The sequence below is a fragment of the Streptomyces sp. XH2 genome (assembly GCF_049725035.1).
GTDB lineage: Bacteria > Actinomycetota > Actinomycetes > Streptomycetales > Streptomycetaceae > Streptomyces > Streptomyces roseoverticillatus.
Genome location: NZ_JBMMMZ010000009.1, coordinates 68,504 through 91,001, shown reverse-complemented (window position 1 = coordinate 91,001; position 22,498 = coordinate 68,504). Strand labels below are relative to the sequence as shown.

Annotated in this window: 14 protein-coding genes; 4 read left to right on the top strand and 10 right to left on the bottom strand. The window is 74.1% G+C overall.

The features are described 5' to 3' along the window. Nucleotides 1-120: 120 nt before the first annotated feature. The 10 genes from ACOTKD_RS19485 to ACOTKD_RS19440 form a co-directional block, all read right to left on the bottom strand. A complete protein-coding gene (locus ACOTKD_RS19485; protein WP_424890246.1) occupies nucleotides 121-1,302 on the bottom strand; it encodes a Rieske 2Fe-2S domain-containing protein in 1,182 nt (393 codons plus the stop codon). A 48-nt stretch (nucleotides 1,303-1,350) separates the two neighbouring features. After that, nucleotides 1,351-4,065, bottom strand: coding sequence for a PEP/pyruvate-binding domain-containing protein (locus ACOTKD_RS19480; protein WP_424890245.1), 2,715 nt, complete (start codon nucleotides 4,063-4,065; stop codon nucleotides 1,351-1,353). 84 nt (nucleotides 4,066-4,149) lie between these two features. Continuing rightward, complete coding sequence (locus tag ACOTKD_RS19475) at nucleotides 4,150-5,220, bottom strand: methyltransferase domain-containing protein (protein WP_424890244.1); 1,071 nt, start codon at nucleotides 5,218-5,220, stop codon at nucleotides 4,150-4,152. After that, a complete protein-coding gene (locus ACOTKD_RS19470) occupies nucleotides 5,208-6,065 on the bottom strand; it encodes a thioesterase II family protein (protein WP_424890243.1) in 858 nt (285 codons plus the stop codon). The genes ACOTKD_RS19475 and ACOTKD_RS19470 overlap by 13 nt, the downstream gene beginning before the upstream one ends. Then, on the bottom strand, nucleotides 6,052-7,113 hold the full coding sequence (locus ACOTKD_RS19465; protein WP_424890242.1) for an NAD-dependent epimerase/dehydratase family protein: 1,062 nt from the start codon (nucleotides 7,111-7,113) through the stop codon (nucleotides 6,052-6,054). The genes ACOTKD_RS19470 and ACOTKD_RS19465 overlap by 14 nt, the downstream gene beginning before the upstream one ends. Nucleotides 7,114-7,117: 4 nt before the next feature. Next, a complete protein-coding gene (locus ACOTKD_RS19460; RefSeq protein ID WP_424890241.1) occupies nucleotides 7,118-13,828 on the bottom strand; it encodes an aminotransferase class I/II-fold pyridoxal phosphate-dependent enzyme in 6,711 nt (2,236 codons plus the stop codon). 11 nt (nucleotides 13,829-13,839) lie between these two features. Further along, entirely contained in the window at nucleotides 13,840-15,459 is a 1,620-nt protein-coding gene (locus ACOTKD_RS19455) for a D-alanine--poly(phosphoribitol) ligase (RefSeq protein ID WP_424890240.1), read from the bottom strand. A 19-nt stretch (nucleotides 15,460-15,478) separates the two neighbouring features. Beyond that, a complete protein-coding gene (locus ACOTKD_RS19450; RefSeq protein WP_424890239.1) occupies nucleotides 15,479-17,332 on the bottom strand; it encodes an aminotransferase class I/II-fold pyridoxal phosphate-dependent enzyme in 1,854 nt (617 codons plus the stop codon). Beyond that, nucleotides 17,329-17,592 carry an acyl carrier protein gene (locus tag ACOTKD_RS19445; RefSeq protein ID WP_030367727.1) on the bottom strand — a complete coding sequence of 88 codons (264 nt, stop codon included), beginning with the start codon at nucleotides 17,590-17,592 and terminating at the stop codon, nucleotides 17,329-17,331. The genes ACOTKD_RS19450 and ACOTKD_RS19445 overlap by 4 nt, the downstream gene beginning before the upstream one ends. Nucleotides 17,593-17,606: 14 nt before the next feature. Beyond that, nucleotides 17,607-18,602 carry a beta-ketoacyl-ACP synthase III gene (locus ACOTKD_RS19440; protein WP_424890238.1) on the bottom strand — a complete coding sequence of 332 codons (996 nt, stop codon included), beginning with the start codon at nucleotides 18,600-18,602 and terminating at the stop codon, nucleotides 17,607-17,609. Nucleotides 18,603-18,865: 263 nt separating this feature from the next. Between ACOTKD_RS19440 and ACOTKD_RS19435 the strand changes: the two genes are divergently transcribed. The 4 genes from ACOTKD_RS19435 to ACOTKD_RS19420 all read left to right on the top strand — a co-directional run bounded on the left by ACOTKD_RS19435 (nucleotide 18,866) and on the right by ACOTKD_RS19420 (nucleotide 22,492). After that, nucleotides 18,866-19,111, top strand: coding sequence for an acyl carrier protein (locus ACOTKD_RS19435; RefSeq protein WP_424890237.1), 246 nt, complete (start codon nucleotides 18,866-18,868; stop codon nucleotides 19,109-19,111). A gap of 125 nt (nucleotides 19,112-19,236) precedes the next feature. After that, the gene (locus ACOTKD_RS19430; RefSeq protein ID WP_424890492.1) at nucleotides 19,237-20,406 is read left to right on the top strand and encodes a beta-ketoacyl-[acyl-carrier-protein] synthase family protein; all 1,170 of its coding nucleotides are present in this window, start codon (nucleotides 19,237-19,239) and stop codon (nucleotides 20,404-20,406) included. A 399-nt stretch (nucleotides 20,407-20,805) separates the two neighbouring features. Next, nucleotides 20,806-21,696, top strand: coding sequence for a DUF6206 family protein (locus ACOTKD_RS19425; protein WP_424890236.1), 891 nt, complete (start codon nucleotides 20,806-20,808; stop codon nucleotides 21,694-21,696). Continuing rightward, a complete protein-coding gene (locus ACOTKD_RS19420) occupies nucleotides 21,683-22,492 on the top strand; it encodes a 4'-phosphopantetheinyl transferase family protein (RefSeq protein WP_424890235.1) in 810 nt (269 codons plus the stop codon). The genes ACOTKD_RS19425 and ACOTKD_RS19420 overlap by 14 nt, the downstream gene beginning before the upstream one ends. Nucleotides 22,493-22,498 lie beyond the last annotated feature (6 nt).

The window sequence follows — 22,498 nt, the reverse complement described above, 5'->3', positions numbered from 1 at the left end:
GTCGGGCCTCACACCCCAACCCTTCAGCGTCGCTGTCGGCGGGATTGGTGGGGCCGGGCCGCACAGCCCGATCCTTCAGCGCCCCGGGGCCCTGGTGCCCCCGGAGCCCTGTGCGCCCGTTCAGCGCCCCCCGCTCGTCCGTACCGCCGCCAGGCCCTCGCCGTTCGCTGACGCCTTCGGTGTCCTTCGGCCGTTCGCCGTTGCCGGGCGCTTGCCCGCGGGCTCCGGTGTCTCGGCGGGCGGCAGCGGAGCGGCCGCCGTCCCCTTCGACTCCGCCGCTTCCTGGATCAAGCGCGACCGCATCGCCAAGTACTTCGCGTTCAGCTCGTCGACCGGGGTGAACTTGCTGACGCCTCCCTCGCTGATCTTCGGTTCCTGGCGCTCCATGATGCGGACGTCCTGGACGTCCTGGATCCACTTCTCCATGTACAGCGACATCCAGGGCAGGATGCGGCGCAGCTTCTCCGAGCGGAGCAGCGGTTTGAACGCCGGGTACTCGTACCAGCGCAGGATGTGCTCGGTGTGCCCGTCGTCGACGGGAACCAGCCACGACGTCGCCTCGAACTGCTCGGTCCGCACGTGCACCTGGCAGGGGAAGGTGAACGTGATGACGTAGTGCGTCGTGTTCTTCGGGTCCGCCTCGTCCTGGTGGTCGAACGAGTAGCGCATCGTCAGCCCGTCGGCCTCGGTCTCCAGCTTGTGGTTGACGATCTTCGTCGCCGAGAGGTAGCGCTCCTTGCCGTCGAGGCCCAGCTTGCGCGGGGTCCCGTAGAGGAACAGGTAGTCGATGTAGTTGAACCAGTGATCACGGTGGACGTACGTGATGTGGTAGAACTCGAGCAGGCTTTCGATGTAGCGGGTGTAGTGGACCGGGCGGGTCCAGTGCAGCGTCGAGTGGACCTTCGGGTTGTCCGCCACTTCCGGAGCCGCCTGGATGTCCGGCAATGCGGCGCGCTCCTCGCCCCACCACAGCCACACCAGGCCGTGGGCTTCTCGCACCGGATGCACGGGCACCCGGAGCGAGCCGGGTATTCGGGCTCCGGACCCGAGCGAGGGCACGGCCTTGCAGCCGCCGTCGGGCCCGTAGCGGAAGCCGTGGTACGGGCACTCGACCGAGTTGCCCTTCATCCTGCCGTCGGCGAGGTTCGCGCCCTTGTGGGGGCAGCGCGCGCCCTGGCAGACCAGGTTGCCGTCGAGGTCGCGCCACAGGACCAGCTCCTGGCCCATCCGGCGGACGCCCGTGGGCTTGTCGTTCCGCACCTCCTCGGCCGGGAGTATCGGATACCACTGGTTGGGGATCATCTTTCGTTCCTCCTCGGTGGGTTGCGCTGACGTCGGATCAGCGGTGGATCAGCCTTCGACCACCTCCACCACCCCCGTGTCCCCGTCGACCATCACCATGTCCCCGGTGCTGATGCGCTGCGTCGCGTACTTGGTGTTCACGACCGACGGCACGTGGAACTCGCGGGAGACGATCGAGCTGTGCGACAGCATCGAGCCGACGTCGGTGACGACGCCGCCGGCGATGGCGAACAGCGGGGTCCACGAGGCGTCGGTGTAGCGGGTCACGAGGATCTCGCCGGCCTCGAACTCGTCGGCCTGCCAGACGAGGTCCTCCACGATGCGGGCGCGGCCGATGACCCGCCCGGGGCTCGCGCCGAGCCCGCTGAGCCGGGCGCCGCCCGGGGCGGGGCGCACGGCCTGGGTGATGTCGTGCTCGCCGATGAAGGTCAGCGGCGGCTCCGGCAGCCGCTTGCGGTACTCGTGGAGGCGCCTGGCCTCGTCGATCCGCTCCCGGGGGAACGCCTCCAGCTCTCCGGCTCCCCCCGCCAGATACGCCCGCACGTCCTCGAAGTCCAGGTGCGCCACCTCGTCGGGCGAGTGCAGGACGCCCGCCTCCACCAGCCGCCGGCCCACCTCGTACACCACGTTCCGCACCAGCCAGATCGAGGTGATCATCGACATGCGGGTGGTCTCGCGCAGCTCGCTGCACAGCGCGTACAGCGAGATGACGGTCTCGACCACCTTGCGCTGCGGCAGCGAGAGCTTCTTGAGGATCTCGCGCGAGTCGTCGTGGTAGCCGCCGCTGCGCCTGAGGATGTCGTCGGCGGAGAAGCCGTCGGAGGCGTACCGCCGGATCATCTGGAAGATGTACGAGGGGTCGTCGATCCACCGCGGGTGGCTGAGCTCCATCTCCTGGTGGCCGCGGGTGCCGTTGGCGCGCAGGAACGGCTCCATGTGGCGGTCCCAGAAGGCGGCGCCCTCGTCGTCCGCGCGCAGCGCCGCCGCGACGTTCTCCAGCGGCTCCTCGTTGATGATCGCAAGGACGCGGGGGCGGTCCTTGGCGGCCTGGGCGACGGCCCAGATCTCCTTCGCGGACTCCACGGTCCGCAGGCTCGACATGTCGGTCTTGATGCGGTTCTGCAGGTTCTGCCCCTCCTCGCCGAGCCACATCCGGCACAGCTCGGTGAGGATCCCGTAGAACCCGAAGGCGTTGATGTAGTACGGCATGTAGCCGACGTGACTGTCGTGGAAGTAACCGAGGTTGCGGGTGAGCTCGGCGTGCAGCTCGCGGCGGCTCATGCGCGAGAGGTCCAGCCGCCGGGCGCGGTCGAACTCGTAGAGCCGGGAGGCGACCATCTCCCGCGACCGCGTCTGCATCTTCAGCGCCTCGGCGGCCGTGCAGCGCAGCCAGTGCGCCGTGGACAGCACGTCCTCGACGCCGCCGGGGAACTTCCCGAACGGGTTCACGTAGTCGGCGAGCGCCCCTCCTTCCCCACCCTCGACATCCTCGCCGACGAATCGCTTCGTGAAGTGGCGCTGGTCGCGCGTCGGCAGGGCCTGGCCCAGGAGGTGGGCGCTGTAGGAGATGTTGAGGTAGACATGGCCCTGGTAGTAGCCCATGTGCAGGTCGGCGTCGCCGGTGTCGCGGACGCCGAGGGCGGCGGCGCAGTCCAGGTGGACGTGCTTCTGGTAGTAGCGGGCGAAGCTCAGGCCGAGCGGCGTCATCAGCCCGACGAAGATCTCCCCGATGTCCATGCGGGACCACAGGGTGCCGTGCTGGACGGGGTCCGGCTGCTGCACCACGTACGGGCTGAGCGTCCCGGCGCGCGCCGCGGCGTCGCCGGGGAGCGGCCGGGTGGTGATCGGGCGGGTCTGGAAGAGGTGGAACACCCCGTCCCGCAGGCCCCATTCGACGTCCTGCTCGCTGCCGTAGTGCTCGCGCACCCGCAGGCCGAGCCCCGCCAGCTCGGCGAGCCGGGCGTGGTCCAGGCAGGGCACGCTGCGGTCGGCGGCGTCGACCTTCGTCATCCCGATCTTCCCGGGTGCCAGCGGCGCCCACTTGGCCACCTTGTAGCGCACGCGCTCCTCGACGACCTCCAGGCTGCGGTCGTCGACGACGAACAGGTCGCTGGAGACCCGCCCGGAGACCAGGCCCTCGCCCAGCCCCCGGCAGGCCTCGACGACCACCCGGTGCGGCCGGGCGCTCACCGGGTCGACGGTGAACAGCACACCGCTGACGTCGCAGTGCACCATCTCCTGGACGACGACGGCCATGGCCTCGGCCGCGTCGCCGTCGCGGTAGACGGTGGCCCGCGCGGACCACAGCGACGCCCAGCACTGCCGGACGGCGTCCAGCAGCGCCGCGTCGCCCGCCACGTCCAGCACCGTGTCGTGCTGGCCGGCGAAGGAGCGCGCCGCCGAGTCCTCCTTGAGCGCCGAGGAGCGCACGGCCACCCGCGGCCGGCCGAGCCGCTCGTAGGCGGCGAGGACCTCGTCGGCGAGCGGCGCGGGGATGCGGGTCGCCAGGATCAGCTCGCGGACCGCCCCGCCCTCGGCGCCCTCGATCTTGCCGGCCAGGCCCGTGTCGGCGAGGTAGCGCGCGAAGAGGCCGGTGGTGAGGCAGAAGGCGGGCGGCACCGGCAGCCCCGCCGCGATCATGTCGGCGAGCCGGGCCGCCTTGCCGCCGAGGACGGCCGGGTCGGCGGCCCCGGGGCCGCCGAGGACGACGACGTCGCCGGTCTGCGGCGCGAGGGTCACGGGGTCAGTGGAACGGGTTGCCATGTCGGGCTCTCCTGGGCGCTCGGGCCGTCGCGGGGGCTGCGTGGAGCGGACTGCGTGGAGCGGGGAACTGCGCTGTGCGATGGGCTACTTGCTGGTGGCCGTGAAGGCACGGAACTGCTCGCCCGGGACGAGCCGGGCCGCCTCCACATCCGTGAACCCGGCGCGCTCCAGCTGCGCGACGAGCTCCTCCTCGCGGGGCAGCGGGCCGCCGAAGTCGGCGTAGGCGAACCAGAGGCTGAGGACGTCCAGGCCGATGTTGCCGCCCTGGCACGAGGTGGTGAGCAGGATCCTGCCGCCCGGCGCCAGCAGTGAACGCGCCTTCGCCAGCGCCGCCACGCGCTCGTCCTCGGCGAAGTAGTAGATGTTGTTGTGCATCGTCACGAGGTCGAACTGCGGCTGCAGGTCGAGGGTGCGCAGGTCGCCCTGGCGCGTCTCGACGCGGTCGGCGAGCCCCCACTCGGCCATGTTCTTGGTCGCCGTCTCCGCGACCTCCTCCTGCAGGTCGATCGCGAGGGCCGACAGGCGCGGGTTGAGCCGCGCCGCGTGCCGGACGTGCACGCCGCTGCCGCAGCCGACCTCCAGCAGCCGCACGGGGTTGTCGCGGTCGAGGGTGCGGGCGACGGCCGCCTCGACGAACGGCTCGATCACGCGCGTGGAGCGGGCGATGACGAGCCCGTCCTGGTCGCCCAGCGAGAAGCGCTCGCCGGTCGCCGCCATCCGGGGGCCGCCCAGCAGCACCGGCACGTGGAAGCGCAGCACCTCCTCCAGCGCGGCCGCCAGGGCGTCGTTGCCGGCCCGCGCGAGGGCCCGGGCGGGGATGCTCTTCAGCCGGTAGCAGCCCTCGCGCCGGTCCAGCTCGCCCAGGCGCACGCCCAGTTCGAGCCAGGCCCGCAGCCGCTGCTTGTCCTGCGCGGCACCCAGCTTGTCTGCCAGCGACTCCAGGTCGCAGGGGCGCACGGCGAGGCAGCCGAGGACGCCCGAGCCCGCGGCCGAGGCGAGGAAGGCCGCCCGGTAGACGGGCGTGATGAAGCCCTTCGACACCGCGAGCAGCAGCGGCATCCGCCAGTTGGCGACGATCCGCGCCGCGGACAGGGCGTCGCCGAGCGGCTCCCCGACGCGGTCCCTGACGCTCTTGACCAGGCTCAGTACGTCCATGACGGTTCCCTTTTCTCGGATGGGGTGCCGAAGGCCCGGGGGAGCCGGGCGAGCTCGCCCCGCAGCTCCCGCAGCAGCCGCTGCCGCGCGGGGCCGTCGGCGGTGAGGAAGAAGTGGTCGCCCTGCACGTGGTGGCGCAGGAACGAACTCGTCGTGTAAGGGCGCCAGGCCTCCACCTCGGCGGCGTCCGCGACCGGGTCGTCGCTCGCGGAGAACGCCGTCATCGGGCAGTCCAGCGGACGGCGCGGCCGCCACCGGTAGCCGTTGCAGACCGCCAGGTCGGCCCGGAGGACCGGCAGCCTGCGGTCCAGGTAGGCGCTGTTGAGCAGCGCCCGGTCGCCGTCGCCGAGCGCGCCGATGCCGGCGGCGAAGTCGCGCAGCTCCGCGTCCGGCAGCAGGTGCTCGGTGCGGTCCCCGTACAGGTGGGGCGCCCTGCTGCCGGAGACGAACAGGTGGCGCGGCCCGGGCTCGCCGCGGTCCCGCAGCGCGCACGCCACCTCGTAGGCCAGCAGGGCGCCCATGCTGTGCCCGAAGAACGCGTAGTCGCGGGTGAGCCCCCGCCGCACGAGCTCGTCGGCGACGGCGGCGACGAGCGGCTCCGCGGACGTGTACGGCTCCTCGCGCATCCGCAGACCGCGCCCCGGCAGCTGCAGCGCGGCCACGTCGGCGACGCCGCCGCCGAGGTGCTCGCGCCAGTCGCGGTAGACGGAGGCCGTGCCGCCCGCGTACGGGAAGCAGACCAGCCGGGTCCCCGCCGCGCCCGCCGCGGGCGGCGGCGCGCCGAAGCGCGGGAACCACAGGGCGTCCCGGGGCGGGGCGGCGACGAGCGGCTCAGCGGGCGACATGCCCGCGTCCCTCCGGCGAGTCCAGCCAGGCCACGGTGCGGCGCATGCCCTCCTCGAAGCCCACCGGGCTCTTGAAGCCGAACTCCTCCTGCGCGCGCCCGATCCCGTACGACTGGTCGCGGTCGAAGAGGTGCACGGCGTGGCGGGTGAGGACCGGCCGGGCCTTGATGCCGAAGAGGCCGTAGAGCTTCTCCGAGACCGTCGCGACGGCCGTGGCCACCGGGGTGGGCAGGCTCAGCTTCGGCGGTGGCGCGCCCAGCCCGCGGGCCAGCGCCTCGATGTACTCGCGCCACGTGGTCAGCTCGGGGTCGCGCAGGTTGTACGCGCGCCCCGCCGTGGCGTCGGAGTCACACGCGTCGATCATGGCATCGACGGCGTTGCCCACGTACAGCAGGCCGGCCGGGACGCGGCCCTGGCGGATGTAGACCATCTGCTTGCGCAGCAGCAGGTCCGCGATCTCGATGACGAAGTCCTTGCTGCCGGGCCCGTAGACGGACACCGGGCGGACCACCGTCACCGGCATCCCGGTGCGCGCGGCGGCCTCGCGCACGGCCCGCTCGCCGAGCAGCTTGCTGCGGTTGTAGGGCAGCCCGGTGTCGCGCGGCTCGGTGCTCTCGTCGCAGGGCCGTACGGGATAGCCGTAGACGTCGGTGGTGCTCACGTGCAGCACACGCCGCACCGTGCCCGCGAGGGCCGCCGCTTCCACGACGTTGGCCGCGCCGGTGACGTTGATGCGCCGGAAGTCCTCCCAGGCGCCCCAGTCCGCCGACTTCCCGGCGCAGTTGAACACCTGCCGCACGCCGTCCGCGGCCCGCCGCAGACTGCCGGGGTCGTCCAGGTCGCCGACGACGGTGTCGGCCTCGGAGCCGGCGAACCCCGAACGGTCGCTGCCCTCGCGGACGAGCACGCGCACCCGGTGCCCGCGCTCGGCGAGGCGGCGGACGAGGTGCCCGCCGATGAATCCGCTCGCCCCCGTGACGAGGACGTCGGGCTGTGCGCCGGGGTCGGGGTCGGGGGTGCCGGACGTGTCCTTGTTCAGCGTGGCCATGGGATCACACCAGAAGGTCGAGGGAGTTTTCGAGGTCGGTCTCGCCGTGGTCGACGTTGATGAAGAAGCGCAGGCGGCACTTGTCGCGCTCGACCGCCGGATAGCCGATCGGCATGACGTTGACGCCCTGCTCCAGCAGCGAGTTCGACAGCGCCATCGTCTTCTCCCAGTCGCCGGTGATGACCGGGATCACGGCGGACGCCCGCGACACCCCGATGTCCAGGCCGCGCTCCCGGGCCCCGGCGCGGAAGAAGTCCGACAGCTCGCGCAGGCGGGCCACGCGCTGCGGCTCCTTGCGCACGACCCGGATCGCCTCCAGGGCCGCCGCCGCGTTCGCGGGCGAGATGCCGGTGCTGAAGATGTGCAGGGGAGCGGTGAAGCGGAGGTACTCGACGATCGGCTCGCGGGCCGCGATGTAGCCGCCGAGGCTGCCGAGCGCCTTGCTGAGCGTCCCCATCCACAGGTCCACGTCGGCCCGGTCGACGGGGAAGTGCTCGCCGATGCCGCGCCCGGTCGCCCCGAGCACGCCCACCGAGTGCGCCTCGTCGATCATCAGCATGGCGCCGTGGCGCTGCTTGACCTCGATGAACCGCGGCAGGTCGGGGATGTCGCCGTCCTGGCTGTACGCGCCCTCGATCACCACCAGCGCCCGCCGGTGCCGGCCGCGCAGCACGGTGAGGATCCGGTCCAGGGCCTCCCAGTCGTTGTGCGGGAACGGCCGCCGCCGCGCGCCCGACAGGACGCAGCCGCGCACGGTGGAGTCGTGGCTCCACTCGTCGTGGACGATCAGGTCCTCGGGCCCGAAGAGGTGTCCCACCGTGGCCACGTTGGTGGCGTGACCGCCCGCGAAGACGATCGCCGCCTCCGTGCCGAGGAACGAGGCGATCCCGGCGTCGAGCTCGTGGTGCAGCGGCGTCTCGCCGAACAGCAGCGGGGTCGCCGACGCCGACGTGCCGTACTGGTCGATGGCCTCCTTGGCGGCCTGGCGCACCTGCGGGTGGCCCGACAGCGCCAGGTAGTTGAAGGCGGCGAAGTTGACGACCTTGCGGCCGCCGATCGTCGCCTCGGCGGAGTTGAAGCCCTCGTGCGAGCGGCCGTACGGGTTCGAGCCGCCCGACCGGGCCTGCCGCAGCCGCCCCTGGAGCTCGGCGTACTCCGCCCACTCCTCGAACGCGTACTCCTGCTTCACCCGCGCGACCGCCGGCCGCGCGGGCTGCGGCACCAGGGCCGGAACGGCCGGCGCCGGGGCGGGGGCGGCGGGCGGTACGGGTCCGCCGCCGTCGGCCAGCCGGTCCACCAGGTCCCGTACCGTCGGGTCCTCGGGAAGGTCACGGTGCAATTCGTCCATCCGATCGGGGAATTGGGCGGCGATGCTGCGCTGCAGATCGGTCCGCATCAGCGAGTCGAACCCCAGGTCCACGCCGAGCCGGGCGTACGGCGGGATCTGCTCGGCGGGGAAGCCGCAGATCCGCGCGATGTGGCCGAGGACGCTGCCCTCGACGGCCGGGCCGGCGACCGCGGGGGCGTACGGCTCCCGCGGCGCGGCAGCGGGCGCGGCGGGGCCCGTCACGGCGGGGCGCCGCGCACGGCTCGCGGCCGGGGCCGCGAACCAGTACGACTCCCGCTCGAAGACCGCGTGCGGCACCGGGACGTGCCGCGGCGCGTCCCCGCCGTCGAGCGCGCCCCAGTCCACGGCGCCGCCCGCGCAGTGCAGGCGTCCCACGGACTGCAGGAGCGACTCCCACGCGTCGCCGCCGCGCCGCAGCGACGGCAGCCACAGCGGCGCCGGGCCGTCCCCCGCGCCGGGCTCGGCCGCCGTCATGGCGCGGCCCAGGTTGAGCAGCGTCGGGTGCGGGCCGATCTCCACGAACGCGTCGCAGCCGAGCCGGCGCAGCGTCGCGAACCCGTCGGCGAAGCGCACCGTGCCGAGCAGGTGGGCGCGCCAGTAGTCGCCGTCCGGACGGCCGGTGAGCTCGCCCGTGGCGTCGGAGACCCAGGGGACGGCGGGCTCCGCGAACGCGATCCGGTCCGCGGCCTCCCGCAGCGGATCCGCCGCGCCCGCCATCAGCGGCGAGTGGAAGGCGTGCGAGACGACCAGCGGCCGTACGGTCAGACCGCGCCCGCGCAGGGCGTCGCCCGCCGCGGCGATCTCCGCGGCCGCGCCCGACAGCACCACGTGGTCACCGGTGTTGAGCGCCGCAACCGCGACCGAGGCGAAGCCCCCGGCCACCTCGCGGACCGCGTCCGGGTCGCCGACGCAGGCGATCATCGCGCCGTCGCCGGGCTGCTCGTCCATGAGCCGGCCGCGCTCCACCGCCAGCACCAGCGCGTCCTCCAGGGACACCGCGCCGGCGACGGCCGCCGCGGCGATCGCGCCGGCGCTGTGCCCCAGCACGGCCGCCGGGCGCACGCCCAGCGACGTCCACACCTCGGCCAGCGCGGCCTCCAGGGCGACCAGGGCCGCCTGGCAGTACCGCGTGCCGCGCAGCAGCCCGGCCTTCTCCTCGTCGAAGAGCAGGCGGGTCAGCGGAATGCCCAGCAGCGGCTCCAGGACGGCGCCGGCCCGGTCGAGCGTGCGCGTGAACGCCTCGTGCGTGCCGTACAACTCCTTGGCCATGCCTGTGTACTGGGTGCCCTGGCCACCGAAGAGGAACGCCACCTTCGGTTCGGGCCGGCCCAGCACGTGGCCGCGGACCGCCGCCGTCGAGGGCCGGTCGCGCACCAGGTCGTCGAGCGCCGCGTCCAGACCGGCGGCCGACGCGCCGATGACCACCGCGCGGTGGGCCAGGTGCGCCCGCCCGGTGTTCGCCGAGTGGCACACCTCCCGCAGATCCGCGTCCGGGCGGGCTGCCAGGTGCGTGCGGTACTGGCGGGCCAGCGCGGCCAGCGCGGTGGGCGTGTGCCCCGACAGGCACAGGGCGTGCCGCGGGCGCCGGACCGCGGGCGCGGGGGCGGGCGGCAGGTCCGGCGCGGCCTCCAGGACGACGTGCGCGTTGGCGCCGCCGAACCCGAACGAGCTCACCCCGGCCCGCGCCGTGTCCCGCACGGGCAGCGGACGGCGCTCCGTGGCCACTTCCAGCCCCGCGCCCTCCCGGTCCAGGCCCCGGTTGGGCACCCGCAGGTGCAGCGACGGCGGCACCTGGCGGTGCTTGGTGACCAGCGCCGCCTTGATGAGCCCCGCGATCCCCGCGGCCGCCTCCAGGTGGCCGATGTTCGTCTTCACCGAGCCCACCAGGCACGGCTCCTCCGCGGCACGCCCCTGCCCGTACACGCTCGCCAGCGCCTCCCACTCGACGGGGTCGCCGAGCGACGTGCCCGTGCCGTGCGCCTCCACGTAGCCCACCGCGGGAGCCGCCAGGCCCGACCGCTCCAGGGCCCGCGCCATCACCGCCCGCTGCGCCGAACCCTTCGGCGCCGTCAGGCCGTTGCCGCGCCCGCCGTGGCCCACCGCCGAACCGCGGATCACCGCGTGCACGCGGTCGCCGTCGGCCAGTGCCGCCGACAGCGGCTTGAGGTACACCAGGCCCACGCCCTCGCCGCGCACGTAGCCGTCCGCCGCGTCGTCGAACGTCCGGCAGCGCCCGTCCGCGGACAGCATGCCGCCCTGCGCGAACGCCACCGACAGCCCCGGCGTGATCAGGAGGTTCACCCCGCCGGCCAGCGCCGTGCGGCACTCGCCGGCGCGCAGGCTCTGGCAGGCCATGTGGACGGCGGCGAGCGACGACGAGCACGCCGTGTCCACGGCCAGGCTCGGCCCGGCCAGGTCGAAGTGGTACGAGAGCCGGTTCGCCGCCACCGACTGGGCGTTGCCGGTCGCCGAGTAGACGTCGACCGCCTCCAGGTGCGGCATCTGCAGCTCGGCGTAGTCGTGGCTGCTGATGCCGACGAAGACGCCGGTCTCGGTGCCCGCCAGGCGCGCGGGTGCGACGTGGGCGTCCTCGAAGGTCTGCCACGCCACCTCCAGCAGCAGCCGCTGCTGCGGGTCCATGCGCTCCGCCTCGCGCGCCGAGATCCCGAAGAACCGGGCGTCGAAGGCGTCGACGCGGTCCAGGAAGCCGCCGTGCCGCGGCGCCTCCACGAGCTCGGGGTCCCAGCGGTCGCGCGGCACCTCGCCGACGGCGTCGCGGCCGTCCAGCAGGAGCCGCCAGTAGCTGTCCACGTCGGGGGCGCCCGGGAAGCGGCAGCCCATGCCGACGATCGCGACGGGCTCGCCGGTCGCTTGGGCGGTGGGGGAGGAGGCCGTGGGCTGCGGTTGCGCCTGCGCGCCGAGGCGGGCGGCCACCGCGCGGACGGACGGGTGCTCGAAGACCAGGCCCGCGGGCAGCTCCCGGCCCAGCCAGGCGCCGAGTTCGGCGGCGACGGCCACGGCCTGCCGGGAATCGAGGCCGAGGGAGGCGAAGGGCAGGTCCCGGTCGATCGCGGCGGCCCGCAGCCCGAGTCGCTCGGCGATCCGGTCGGCTAGCCAGGCTTCGATGCCGGCGGCACCGGGCAGGCTGCGGGGCGCGCCGCCGGGCGTGCCGGCGAGGGCGCCGCGGGCCCGGGCCACGGACCCGCTTCCGGCCCCGTCAAGGACGGTGCCTTCGCGGTGCCGGCCTGCGGCCGGGCTCGCGCCGGCCCCGTCCGCGACGCCGCCGCTGCCGTGGCCCTCCGCAGCCTTCCCCGCGTCGTCCCTCTCCACAGTCCCGTTCTCGCCGTAGGCTCCCCCGGCCAGCAGCTCGACCAGCGTTCCCACCCGCGGGCGCACCAGCAGCTCGCCCACCGGCAGCCGTACGCCGAACTCCCGCTCCAGCACGCCCACCGCGTCCAGGAGCCCCGCGTAGTCCAGGCCGAGTCCGGCGAAGGTGCGGTCCGTGATCTCGTCCGCGCCGGTCGCCCGGCCCAGCACGCGCGCGACCGTCTCCATAGCCGCCTCCCGGCCCGGGCGGGCCGGACGGGCCGTGAGGGACGGCCCCGCGTCCTCGCGGACCACGCTCGCCGCCACCACGGACAGCTCCAGGCCCGTCAGGGCCGCGCGGCACGCCTGTCGCTGGATCTTGCCGCTGGTGGTCTTCGGCACCGTCGACCGCTTGAGGAGGACGACGGTGTGCGGCGCGACCTGGTGTTCCTCGGCGATCGCGGTCCGCAGCGCGGCCAGCGCGGCCGCCGGGTCGCCGCTGCCGAACTCGTAGGCCAGGGCGAGCTGTTCGCCCTGTTCCGTGGCGATGCCGAACGCGGCGCCGCTGCCCGGGCGGACGGCGGCGGTCGCCTTCTCGGCGGTGAGTTCGATGTCGTGCGGGTAGTGGTTGCGGCCCTGCACGATGACGACGTCCTTGGTGCGGCCGACCACGTAGAGCTGTCCGTCGCGCAGGAAGCCCAGGTCACCGGTGCGGAGGTACGGGGTGGCGCCCTCGTCGGCGATGCGGGCGCCGAAGACCTCGGCGGAGGCCTCGGGCCGGCCCCAGTAGCCACCGGCGACGTTCGGCCCCGCCACCCAGATTTCGCCGACACGGCCCTCGTCGGCCCGCCGGCGGCTCTCCGCGTCGACGACGGCGACCTCGACGTCGGGCACGGGGGCACCGCAGCCGACGACGCGGATCACCCGCTCCGCGCCGTCCGCGGCGGGCCGCGCCTCGCCGCGGGCCAGGGCGCCGGCGTCGAAGGAGCCGAGGACGGGCGGCTCACAGGGGCCGATGCCGGTGACCATCAAGGTGCCCTCGGCCAGGCCGTAGCAGGGCAGCAGGGCCCGCCGGTCGAAGCCGCTGGGGGCGAAGCGGTCGGCGAAGCGCTCCAGGGTCTCGGCCCGTACGGGCTCGGCGCCGTTGAGGGCGAGCCGCCAGTGCCGCAGGTCGAGGGCGTCGCGCTGCTCGTCGGTGATGCGGCGCAGGCACTGCTCGAAGCCGAAGTTGGGCGCGACGCTGGTCGAGGCCCGGGTCCGCGACAGGGTGTCGAGCCACAGCAGCGGACGCCGGACGAACGTCGCGGGCGCCATCAGGTGGGCGGGGAATCCGCCGTAGAGCGGGGTGAGGATGCCGCCGATGAGCCCCATGTCGTGGTACGGCGGCAGCCAGGAGACCATCCCGGAGTCCTCGTCGTGCTCCAGGCGCAGGTGGATCGAGCGCAGATTGCGGACGAGGTTGGTGTGGGTGACCATGACGCCCTTGGGGTCGGCCGTCGACCCCGAGGTGTACTGCAGGAAGGCGAGGGAGCCGCCGGTCGTGTCCGGCTCGTGCCAGGCCCCGGCGTCCGCCGGCCCGAGGTCGGCGGCCGTCAGCCACGTGAGCCCGGCCAGGCCGAGCGCGGAGATCTCCTCCGGCTTGGCGCGGGCCGCGTCGCGGACGTCGGCGGTGGTGTAGGCGTGCGTGGCCCCGGAGTCCCGTGCGATGGCGGCGAGCCGCGGCATGGTCTGGCCGAAGCGCGCGCTGTCCGGCGGGTAGGCGGGCACGGCGACCGCGCCGGCGTACAGGCAGCCGAAGAAGGCCGCGATGTAGTCCAGGCCGGGCGGGTGGAGCAGCAGGACGGGCTTGCCGCTCAGGTTCTCGCGCAGCAGCCGCCCCGCGACGGTGCGGGCGCGCAGGTCCAGTTCCCCGTAGGTCCACGACTCGCTCGCGTCGTCGGCACCGGGGAGAAAGCGGTAGGCGAGTGCGTCCGGCGTGCGGTCCGCGCGGCGTCGGAGCAGCGCGGCCACGGTCTCCGGTTCGCCGCCCGGCCAGGGCTTCCCGATCGGTCCTCGACTCAAGATGGTCTCCGTCATTTGCCGGCAGAGCCGGCGGGCTCTGCGGTGGGCTGCTGCGCCGACTCGTGGTCAAGGCGCCGGTAGTCGGTCTTGCCGTTGGCGTTGTGCGGGAGCCGGTCCAGGCAGGTCGCCGTGTGCGGCAGCATGTAGCGGGGCAGGAGGCGGGCGCAGTGCTGCTTGAGCCGCACCAGGCCGGGCTTCGCGGCGCCGGGGCGCAGTGTGTAGTAGAGGGCGATGCGGCCGGAGGAGCTCTCCTGCGGGTCCGCCTTCACCACGACCGCGGCCTCGGCGACGGCGGGGTGGGTGAGCACCGCGGCCTCGATCTCGCCGAGTTCGACGCGGTAGCCGCTGAGCTTGACCATGCGGTCCTTGCGGCCGCGGTAGACGAGCTGCCCGTCCTCGTAGCTGACGAGGTCGCCGGTGGGGTGGCGGCCCTCGCAGTGGAAGGCGGCGGCGGGCTCGTCGGGGCGCCGCCAGTAGCCCGGGGTCACGCAGTCGCCCTCGACGACGAGTTCGCCGATGGCGCCGGGCACGTGGACGGCCCGGCCGTCCACGACGACGCTCACGCGGGCGCCCGTGATCGGCGCCCCGATGGGCACCGGCGTGTCGCGCAGCAGGTCCTCGGGGCGCACCCGGTGGTAGGTGCAGACGTTGGTCTCGGTGGGCCCGTAGAGGTTGTACAGGGCGGTGCCGGCGGGCAGCCGGTCCGCGAGGGCGCGCAGCTGCGGGACGGGGAAGACCTCGCCGGCGAAGAGGACGTAGCGCAGGCTCCGGGTGACGGCGGGGGTGAGCGCGCCGGACGCGGTGAGGAGGTGCAGCACGGAGGGCACCGAGTACCAGACGGTGACCCCGTGCTCGTGGATGCCGGCGGCCAGCGCGGTGACGTCGCGGGCGGCGGCGTCCGGCACGATCCACACCGCGGCGCCGACCGACAGGGCGACGAACAGGTCGAAGGTGCTGAGGTCGAAGTTGAACGACGCGTGGTTGGCGAAGACGTCGCCGGGGCCGACGTCGAGCTCGGCGCGGGCCCAGGCGGTGAAGTTGGCCAGGTTCCGGTGGGAGATCCGGACGCCCTTGGGCACGCCGGTCGACCCCGAGGTGTAGAGGATCGCGGCCAGGTCGGAGGGCTGCAGCGCGGGCAGGATCGTCACCCGCCCGGCCCGGACCCGCGCGAAGTCGTCCCAGGAGTGGACGGGTACACCGCGGACGCCGCCTTCCGGCGCCTCGCCCGTGGTGACGATCGCCTCCAGGGAAGCGGGCAGCGTACGGCCCGCGAGCAGGTCCAGCCGGCGGCGGTCGGTGAAGAGCACGACCGGCTCCGCGTCCTGGAGGATGGTCTCCACCCGGCCCGCCGGCTGCCCGCCGTCCAGGGGGACGTACGCGCAGCCCGCCTGGACCGCGGCCACGATCGCCTCGGCGTAGCGCGGCTGCTTGTCCGTCCAGATCGCGACCCGGTCGCCGGCCCGGACCCCGAGGTCGAGGAGCCGGCAGGTGAGCGCGTCGACGGCGGCGGTGAACTCGCCGTAGGTGAGGGGGTGTTCGCCGGTGAAGGCGGGCCGTCCGGCCTGCCCGGCGGGGAAGTCCCGCCGCAGCTGGATCACGCCGGCGCCGAAGGCGCCCATGGTGGTGTGCATGGTGTGTGCACTTCCTCGCTCACTCGGATCGCGGCAGGACGCCGGTCTCCGTCGCTGACTCGATGAAGATCCCGGTCGCGAGCTCCAGGTCCTGCGGCGTGTGCTCGCAGGTGACGCTGACCCGCAGGCGGGCGTCGCCGAGCGGCACGCCCGGGTAGACCACGGTCTGGCAGAACAGGCCGCGCGCCCGCACGGCGCGGCCCATCTCCATGGCCTTGCGCTCGTCGCCGATGACGATGGGGAGGATGGCGCTCTCGGTGCGCTCCAGGTCGAAGCCGGCCTTGCGGAGCCCGTCGCGGAGCGTGGTGATGTTGGCCCACAGCCGCTTCAGGCGCCCGGGCTCGGACTCGATGACGTCGAGCGAGGCGATCAGCCCGGCCGCGACCCCGGCGGGGATGTTGGCGGCGAAGACGTACGAGTTCGAGTAGTACCGCAGGTACTCGACGACCTCCTCCTCGCCGACGACGAAGCCGCCCATGCCGGCGAGGGCCTTGCTCATGGTGCCGAGTTCGAGGTCGACCTCGCCCTTGAGGCCGAAGTGCTCGGCCGTGCCGGAGCCGCGCGCGCCGAGGACGCCGGTCGCGTGCGCGTCGTCGATCAGCACGCGGGCGCCGTACGTCTTGGCCAGCCGCACGATCTCCGGCAGGTCGCAGACGTCGCCGTGCATGCTGAACACGCCGTCGGCGACGATCAGCGTGCCGCCGCCCGTGCCCTGCTCCACGCCGCGGAGCAGCACCTGCTCCAGGTCCCGCATGTCGTTGTGCCGGTAGATCCGGCGGATGCCGCCCGACAGCCGGCCGCCGTCGACGATGCTCATGTGGTTGAGCTTGTCGACGACGAGCGTGTCGTAGCTCTTGACCAGGCCCGAGATGGCGCCGAGGTTCGCCGCGTAGCCGCCGGGATAGACGATCGCGGCCGGGCGCTGCTTGAAGGCGGCCAGGCGCCGCTCCAGCTCCTTGTGCAGCATGTTGGTGCCGCCGATGAAGCGGGAACCGGTGTGCGTGGCGCCGTAGGTGCGGGTCGCGTCGCACACGGCGTCGACGACGCGCGGGTGGTTGGCGAGGCCCAGGTAGTTGTTGGAGGCGAACATGAGGAACTCGCGCTCGCGGCCCGCCAGTTCGTCGTAGATGACGGCCCGGTTCTCGCAGCGGGAGACCAGCGGCATGCCGTACCAGTACAGCCGCTCCTCCTCGCGCCTGCGCCGGTACGCCCCGAAGCTGCGGGCCTTGGCGAACAGGTCGGGGTCGCGCTGCTCGGTGAAGTCCTTCATCGAGCGGTCGTCCCAGGCGCCGTCCCCGGCGTCCGCGGGCCCTTCCGTCCGCCCGGCCGCCGTCGCGAGCAGCGCGGCGAGCTCGGCGGCCAGGCCGCGCAGGGTCTTCGCGGTGACGGTGCCCACCACGGTCTCCGGCAGGCCCAGCTCCTGCGCGGCCTCGGCGACCAGGGAGGTGAGGATGACGGAGTCGATGCCGAGCTCGCTCTCGAAGTCGGCGTCGAGGGCCAGCTGGCTGCGCTGGTACTGCGTCTGCCGCACGGCCCCGGCGAGCACCGCCTCCAGGACGGCGTCCGCGCCCTCCGACCCGGCCGGGGCGGAGGGCCGCGCCGTCGCGGAGGGCAGGCCCAGTGCGCCCGCCACGCGGGCGACGAGCTCGCGGATCGTCGTGATGTCGCCGGGCAGCTGCTCCGCGATGCCGAACTCCTCGCCGACCGACACCAGGATCGACTCCAGGATCACCGAGTCGATGCCGAGGTCGCCCTCGAAGTGGCTGTCGGGAAGCAGCCGGTCCTCGTCGTAGAGGGTCCGCTCCGCGACGATCCCCACGACCTTCCGGTGGATGCGTACGGTGTCCTGCGGGCCGTCCATGAGGTGTGTCATGCGGAGGCCGTCCCTTCGCCTGTCTGCAGCCGGCCGACCAGGTCCGAGATCGCGTTGACGGAACGGAAGTTCGCCAGGGAGATCTGCCGCAGCGGGATGGTGATCCGGAACTCCTGCTGCAGGTAGTGGACCAGGTCGAAGACGCCCGCCGAGTCGATGATGTTCAGCTCGTCGATGGGGGTGTCCGGCTCCAGCCCGTCGGCGTCGCCGTCCATCCAGACCTCGACGATGTAGTCGGTGATCAGTTTCTGAGGGGTCATCGCTTTCCTTGCCGTCAGTCGCGGTCGAGGGCGGGCCAGGTGAGCACCGTCGCCCCCCAGGTGAGGCCGCCGCCGAAGGCGGTCAGCAGCAGCCGGGCCCCGGGCCGCAGCGTCCCCTCGGCGTGGGCGTGGTCGAGGGCCAGGGGAATGGAGGCAGCGGCCGTGTTGCCGACCTCGGCGATGTTGCCGGCGCAGCGCTCCTGGGGAACGCCCAGCTCGTCGGCCAGGCGGGCGGTGATTCTGTGGTTGGCCTGGTGGCTGACGAGGCGGTCGACGTCCGCGACCCGCCACCCGGCGCGGTCGAGGACGGTGCGCGCCGAGCCGCTCATGCGCTGCACGGCGAGCCGGAACACCTGCTTGCCCTGCATCCGGAAGTAGTGGTCCGCCGCGCTCGGCGCGTGCGGGCGCCGCTCGGAGCCGCCGGCCGGCACCGTGATCAGCTCCAGGCCCTCGCCGTCGCTGCCCAGGTCGAACGGGCCGAGCGCGCCGGCCTCGCCCTCCGTGCCGGGCCGCAGGACCAGCGCGCCGGCCCCGTCCCCGAAGATCACCGCGGTGGAGCGGTCGGCCGGGTCGAGGATCCGGGAGAACGTCTCCGCGCCGATGACCAGGGCCCCTTCGGAGGCGCCGAGCGCGATGAGCCCCGCCGCGGTCGCGAGGGCGTAGACGAAGCCGGAGCACACCGCGGCGACGTCGTACGCCGCGACGCTGCCGAGGCCCAGCTTGGCCGCCACGGTGGGCGCCGTCGCCGGGCACGGCCGGTCCGGTGTCGTAGTCGCCACGACGAGCGTGTCGACGGGCCGGCCGCCCGCGGACTTCAGCGCCTTCGCGCCGGCCCCCGCCGCCAGGTCGGAGGTGGCCATGGAGTCCGGGGCGAAGTAGCGCTGCCGGATGCCCGTACGGGTCCGGATCCACTCGTCGGAGGTGTCGAGCGCGGCCACCAGCTCCGCGTTGGTCACGGGCACCGGCGGCAGCGCGCTGCCCACGCCGGCCACCACGGCCGCCCGCGTCACCGGGCACCGCCGCGGGCCCGGCACCCGTGCCCGGCACGCCGTGCGTTTCCTGCATTCCCGAAAGGTGTGCGAACCACGAGAGCGCTCCTCCACTGCGGACGGCTCCGGCGTGCCGAGTCTGCTCACCCGGGCTGACCGGACGCTGACGGATGGCTGACCCGTGGCGGGGTCAGGCATCGGTCAGCCCGCCGTCAGCGCGGCCGTCCAGACTGACCGGCACACCGCGCCGGACGGCGTGCACGCACACGAAAGGCGGACGCACCATGAGCCCTGTCTACGACAAGCTGGTGGACCTGCTGGCCGACCGCTTCGCGGTGGACCGCGGCGCCATCGGGCCGGACGTGACCTTCGAGGAACTGGAGATGGACTCCCTGTTCCTCGTGGAGCTCCTCCTCGTCATCGAGTCCGAGTTCCAGGTGAAGATCGGCGAGGAGGCCGCCGCGCCGACCGACACCATCGCCACCGTGGTGAAGGTGATCACGGACGAGATCGCGGCCACGGCGTCGTGAGCGCCACGACAGCCGCGGGCGCCGGCACGGCCACGGACGCCGGGGCGGGCGCGGGCCCCGGGAAGGCCGCGAGGCCCGTCGCCCCCGTCGCCGTCACAGGCCTCGGCCTCGTCACCGCGGCCGGCATCGGCACCGAGGCGACCTGGGACGGGGTCTGCGCGGGCGCCTCCGCGGCCGCCCGTAACCCCGCCCTCGACGGGCTCCCGGTCGACATCTCCTGTACCGTCCCCGGCCTGGACCCCGCCCGGCACGTCGGCCGCCGCAGCGTCCTGATGCACGACCGCTTCACCCAGCTCGCGATCGTCGCCGCCCGCGAGGCCGTCGCCGACGCCGGGCTCGACCCGCGGCGGTGGGACGGCGCGCGCGTCGGCGTCGTCGTCGGCTGCGGCCTCGGCGGCGTGAGCACCTGGGAGGAACAGCACCGCCGGATGCTCGAACACGGCCCCGGCAAGGTGTCCGCGCTCCTCGTCCCGATGCTGGTGCCCAACATGGCCGCCGGCAACCTCGCCATCGACCTCGGCGCCACCGGCCCCAACTTCGTCACCGCAACGGCCTGTTCCTCCGGCGCCACCGCCATCGGCACCGCGGCCCAGCTGCTCCGCGAGGACGCCTGCGACATCGTCGTCGCCGGCGGCGCGGAAGCCGGCGTCAGCCCCCTCATGGTCACCGGCTTCGCCCAGATGGGCGCGCTCTCCCGCAGGCTGGACGATCCCGCCGCCGCCTCCCGGCCCTTCGACGCCGACCGCGACGGCTTCGTCATCGGCGAGGGCAGCGGCATCCTCGTCCTGGAGCGCGAGGCCGACGCCCGCGCCCGGGGGGCCCGGGTCCGCTCGCTCCTCGCGGGCTACGGGGCCTCCGCCGACGCCCACCACCTCACCGCGCCCGAACCCGAGGGCAGGGCCGTCCTCGCGGCCGTCCGCGCCGCGCTCCGCCAGGCGGACGCGGCGCCCGGCGACATCGGCCACGTCAACGCCCACGGCACCTCGACCCGCCTCAACGACGCGATCGAGGCCGCGACCCTGCGCCGCGCCCTCGGCGACGGCGCGGCGGTCACCTCGGCCAAGGGCGTCCTCGGGCACACCCTCGGCGCGGCGGGCGCGATCGAGGCCGCGCTGACCGTCCTCGCCGTCGAGCGGTCGCTCGTACCGCCCACGGCGAACCTCCGGCGGCTCGACCCGGAGATCGGACTCGACGTCGTCGCGGGCGACCCGCGCAAGGTGTCCCTCGACGCGGCGCTGTCCACGTCGTTCGGATTCGGGGGGCAGAACGCGGCGCTGGTCTTCACGGCGGCGTGATGCCGTTCGGGCGGATCGCGTTCGCGCGGCGGTGTGTGTTGCCGTTCGGGCGGATCGCGTTCACGCGGCGGTGTGTGTGGCCGTTCCGGCGGACCCCGTTCACGCGGCGGTGCCGGCCGGGCGCGGATTCCGCCGGACCCACCGCCGTCGTGGCGGGTCGCCGTGGCGGCGGGAGGGGGTCGGCCTTCGACGGAAGGAGGCCCGCCGTCACCGGGGGAGACCCGCGCGGCGGGGGAGAAGTCCGCCGGCCCCGGCAGAGGAGAGGTGCCCGCCCCGCGGCGGGAGGAGGATGCGCCGGCTCCGGCGGGAGATGAGCCCGCCGCCACGGCGGACCCCCCCGCGGCGAGGGTCCGGAGGCATGCGCGATGACCGCTACCGACAAGGAAAGCAGGCCCGGCCATGACACTGACCGTCCCGGAGGACGACCTCCGGGAACTCGAACTGCAGGTTCAGCGCGCGCTCGCCGCAGGCGACCCCCGCGGGCTGACCGTCCTCGGCTACGGCGAGGTCACCCTCGTCCTCGCCCTGGAGACCGGCCGCGGCGCCTTCGCGTGCAAGCGGCTCCCCGTCTTCGACGGCCGCGAGCGCTACGAGGCCTACGGGCACACCCTCGGCCAGTACACCGGCCGCCTGTCCGCGGCCGGCGTCCACGTCGCCGAGACCCGCCTGTGGGACACCGCACTGCCCTCCGGCAGGACGGTCGGCTACTGCGTCCAGGAGGCCCTGCCCGGCAAGCGGCTGGTCTCCCGCCTCCTGCACAGCGAGGGCCGCGACTGGGCCGAGGACTTCTTCGCCCGCTTCCTCGACACCGTGCACGGCGCCGTCTCCCCGTCCCTGGGCCTGGACGCCCAGGCCTCCAACTGGATCGACCTCGACGGAGACCTCGTCTACCTCGACGTCACCTCGCCGCTCATGCGCGACGCCCGCGGCCGCGAACTCCTCGACGTCCGGCTGTTCTTCACCTCACTGCCGTGGATCCTGCGCGACGCCGTCCGCATCGCCATGGCCAAGTCCATCTTCGACAAGTTCTACACACCGCGCGGCGTCGTCCTCGACTTCCTCGGCAACCTCCACAAGGAGAAGCTCGCCGCCCTCGTCCCCGGCTTCCTCGAACAGGCCAACGCCCGCATCGCGCCGGCCCTCACCGCCGAGGAGGTCGCCAAGTACTACAAGGGCGACGCCGCGATGTGGGAGCTCATCCAGCGGCTGCGCAAGGCCGACCGCGCCTGGCACCTCAAGGTCCGCCACCGCCCCTACCCCTTCCTGCTGCCGCCCGATGTCGACCGCTGACGCCCTCCTCCCGGCCCCGCCGCGCCCCCGCGCCGGCCGGCTCGCCGGCGAGCCGCTGACCCTCGACCCCGCCCGGCCGCTGCACCTCGCGCCGCTCGACGGCCGGCTCACCGCGGCCGTCGTCTCCATCGCCTGGCTGCGCGCGCGGGGTGACGCCGTCCGGGCCGCGCTCGAAGCCCGGCACCTGACCGACGACGAGGCCGAGCACGCGGCGGGCCTGCACCTGCCCAAGCGGCGCTACGAATGGCTCGCCGGCCGCCTCGCCGTCAAGCACGGGGTCCTCGCCCACGGCCGGCGGCACGGGCGCCGGCCCGGCCGCACCCGCGACATCCGCGTCGGCGCCGTCGCGCACGGGCTGCGCGCCGGCAGGCCCGTCGTCAACGCCCCCGTCGACGTGGGCCTCTCGCACTCCGGGGACTTCGCCGTCGCCGTGTGCGGGCCGCGCCCCGTCGGCGTCGACCTGGAGCACGAGCGCCGCATGCCGCCCCTGCTCACCGACATGCTGACCGCCGACGACCACCGCGCCGCGGCCCACGCCGACCCCGACCGCCGCCGCCTCGCCACCATGCCCCTGCCGCTGCGCTGGGCCTGCAAGGAGGCCGTGCTCAAGCACTACGGATTCGGGCTGCGCGTCGACCCCCGCGAAGTCGCCCTGCACACCTGGCGCCGTGACCACGCCTTCACGTGGCGGCCCGGCCCCGGACTCCTGCGCCACGCCCCTGCGGCGGGCGACGGCCCGTCGCACGGCTGGGCCCGGCGCATCGACGGATACTTCCTCGCCCTGGTATGGACGTGATGAGCG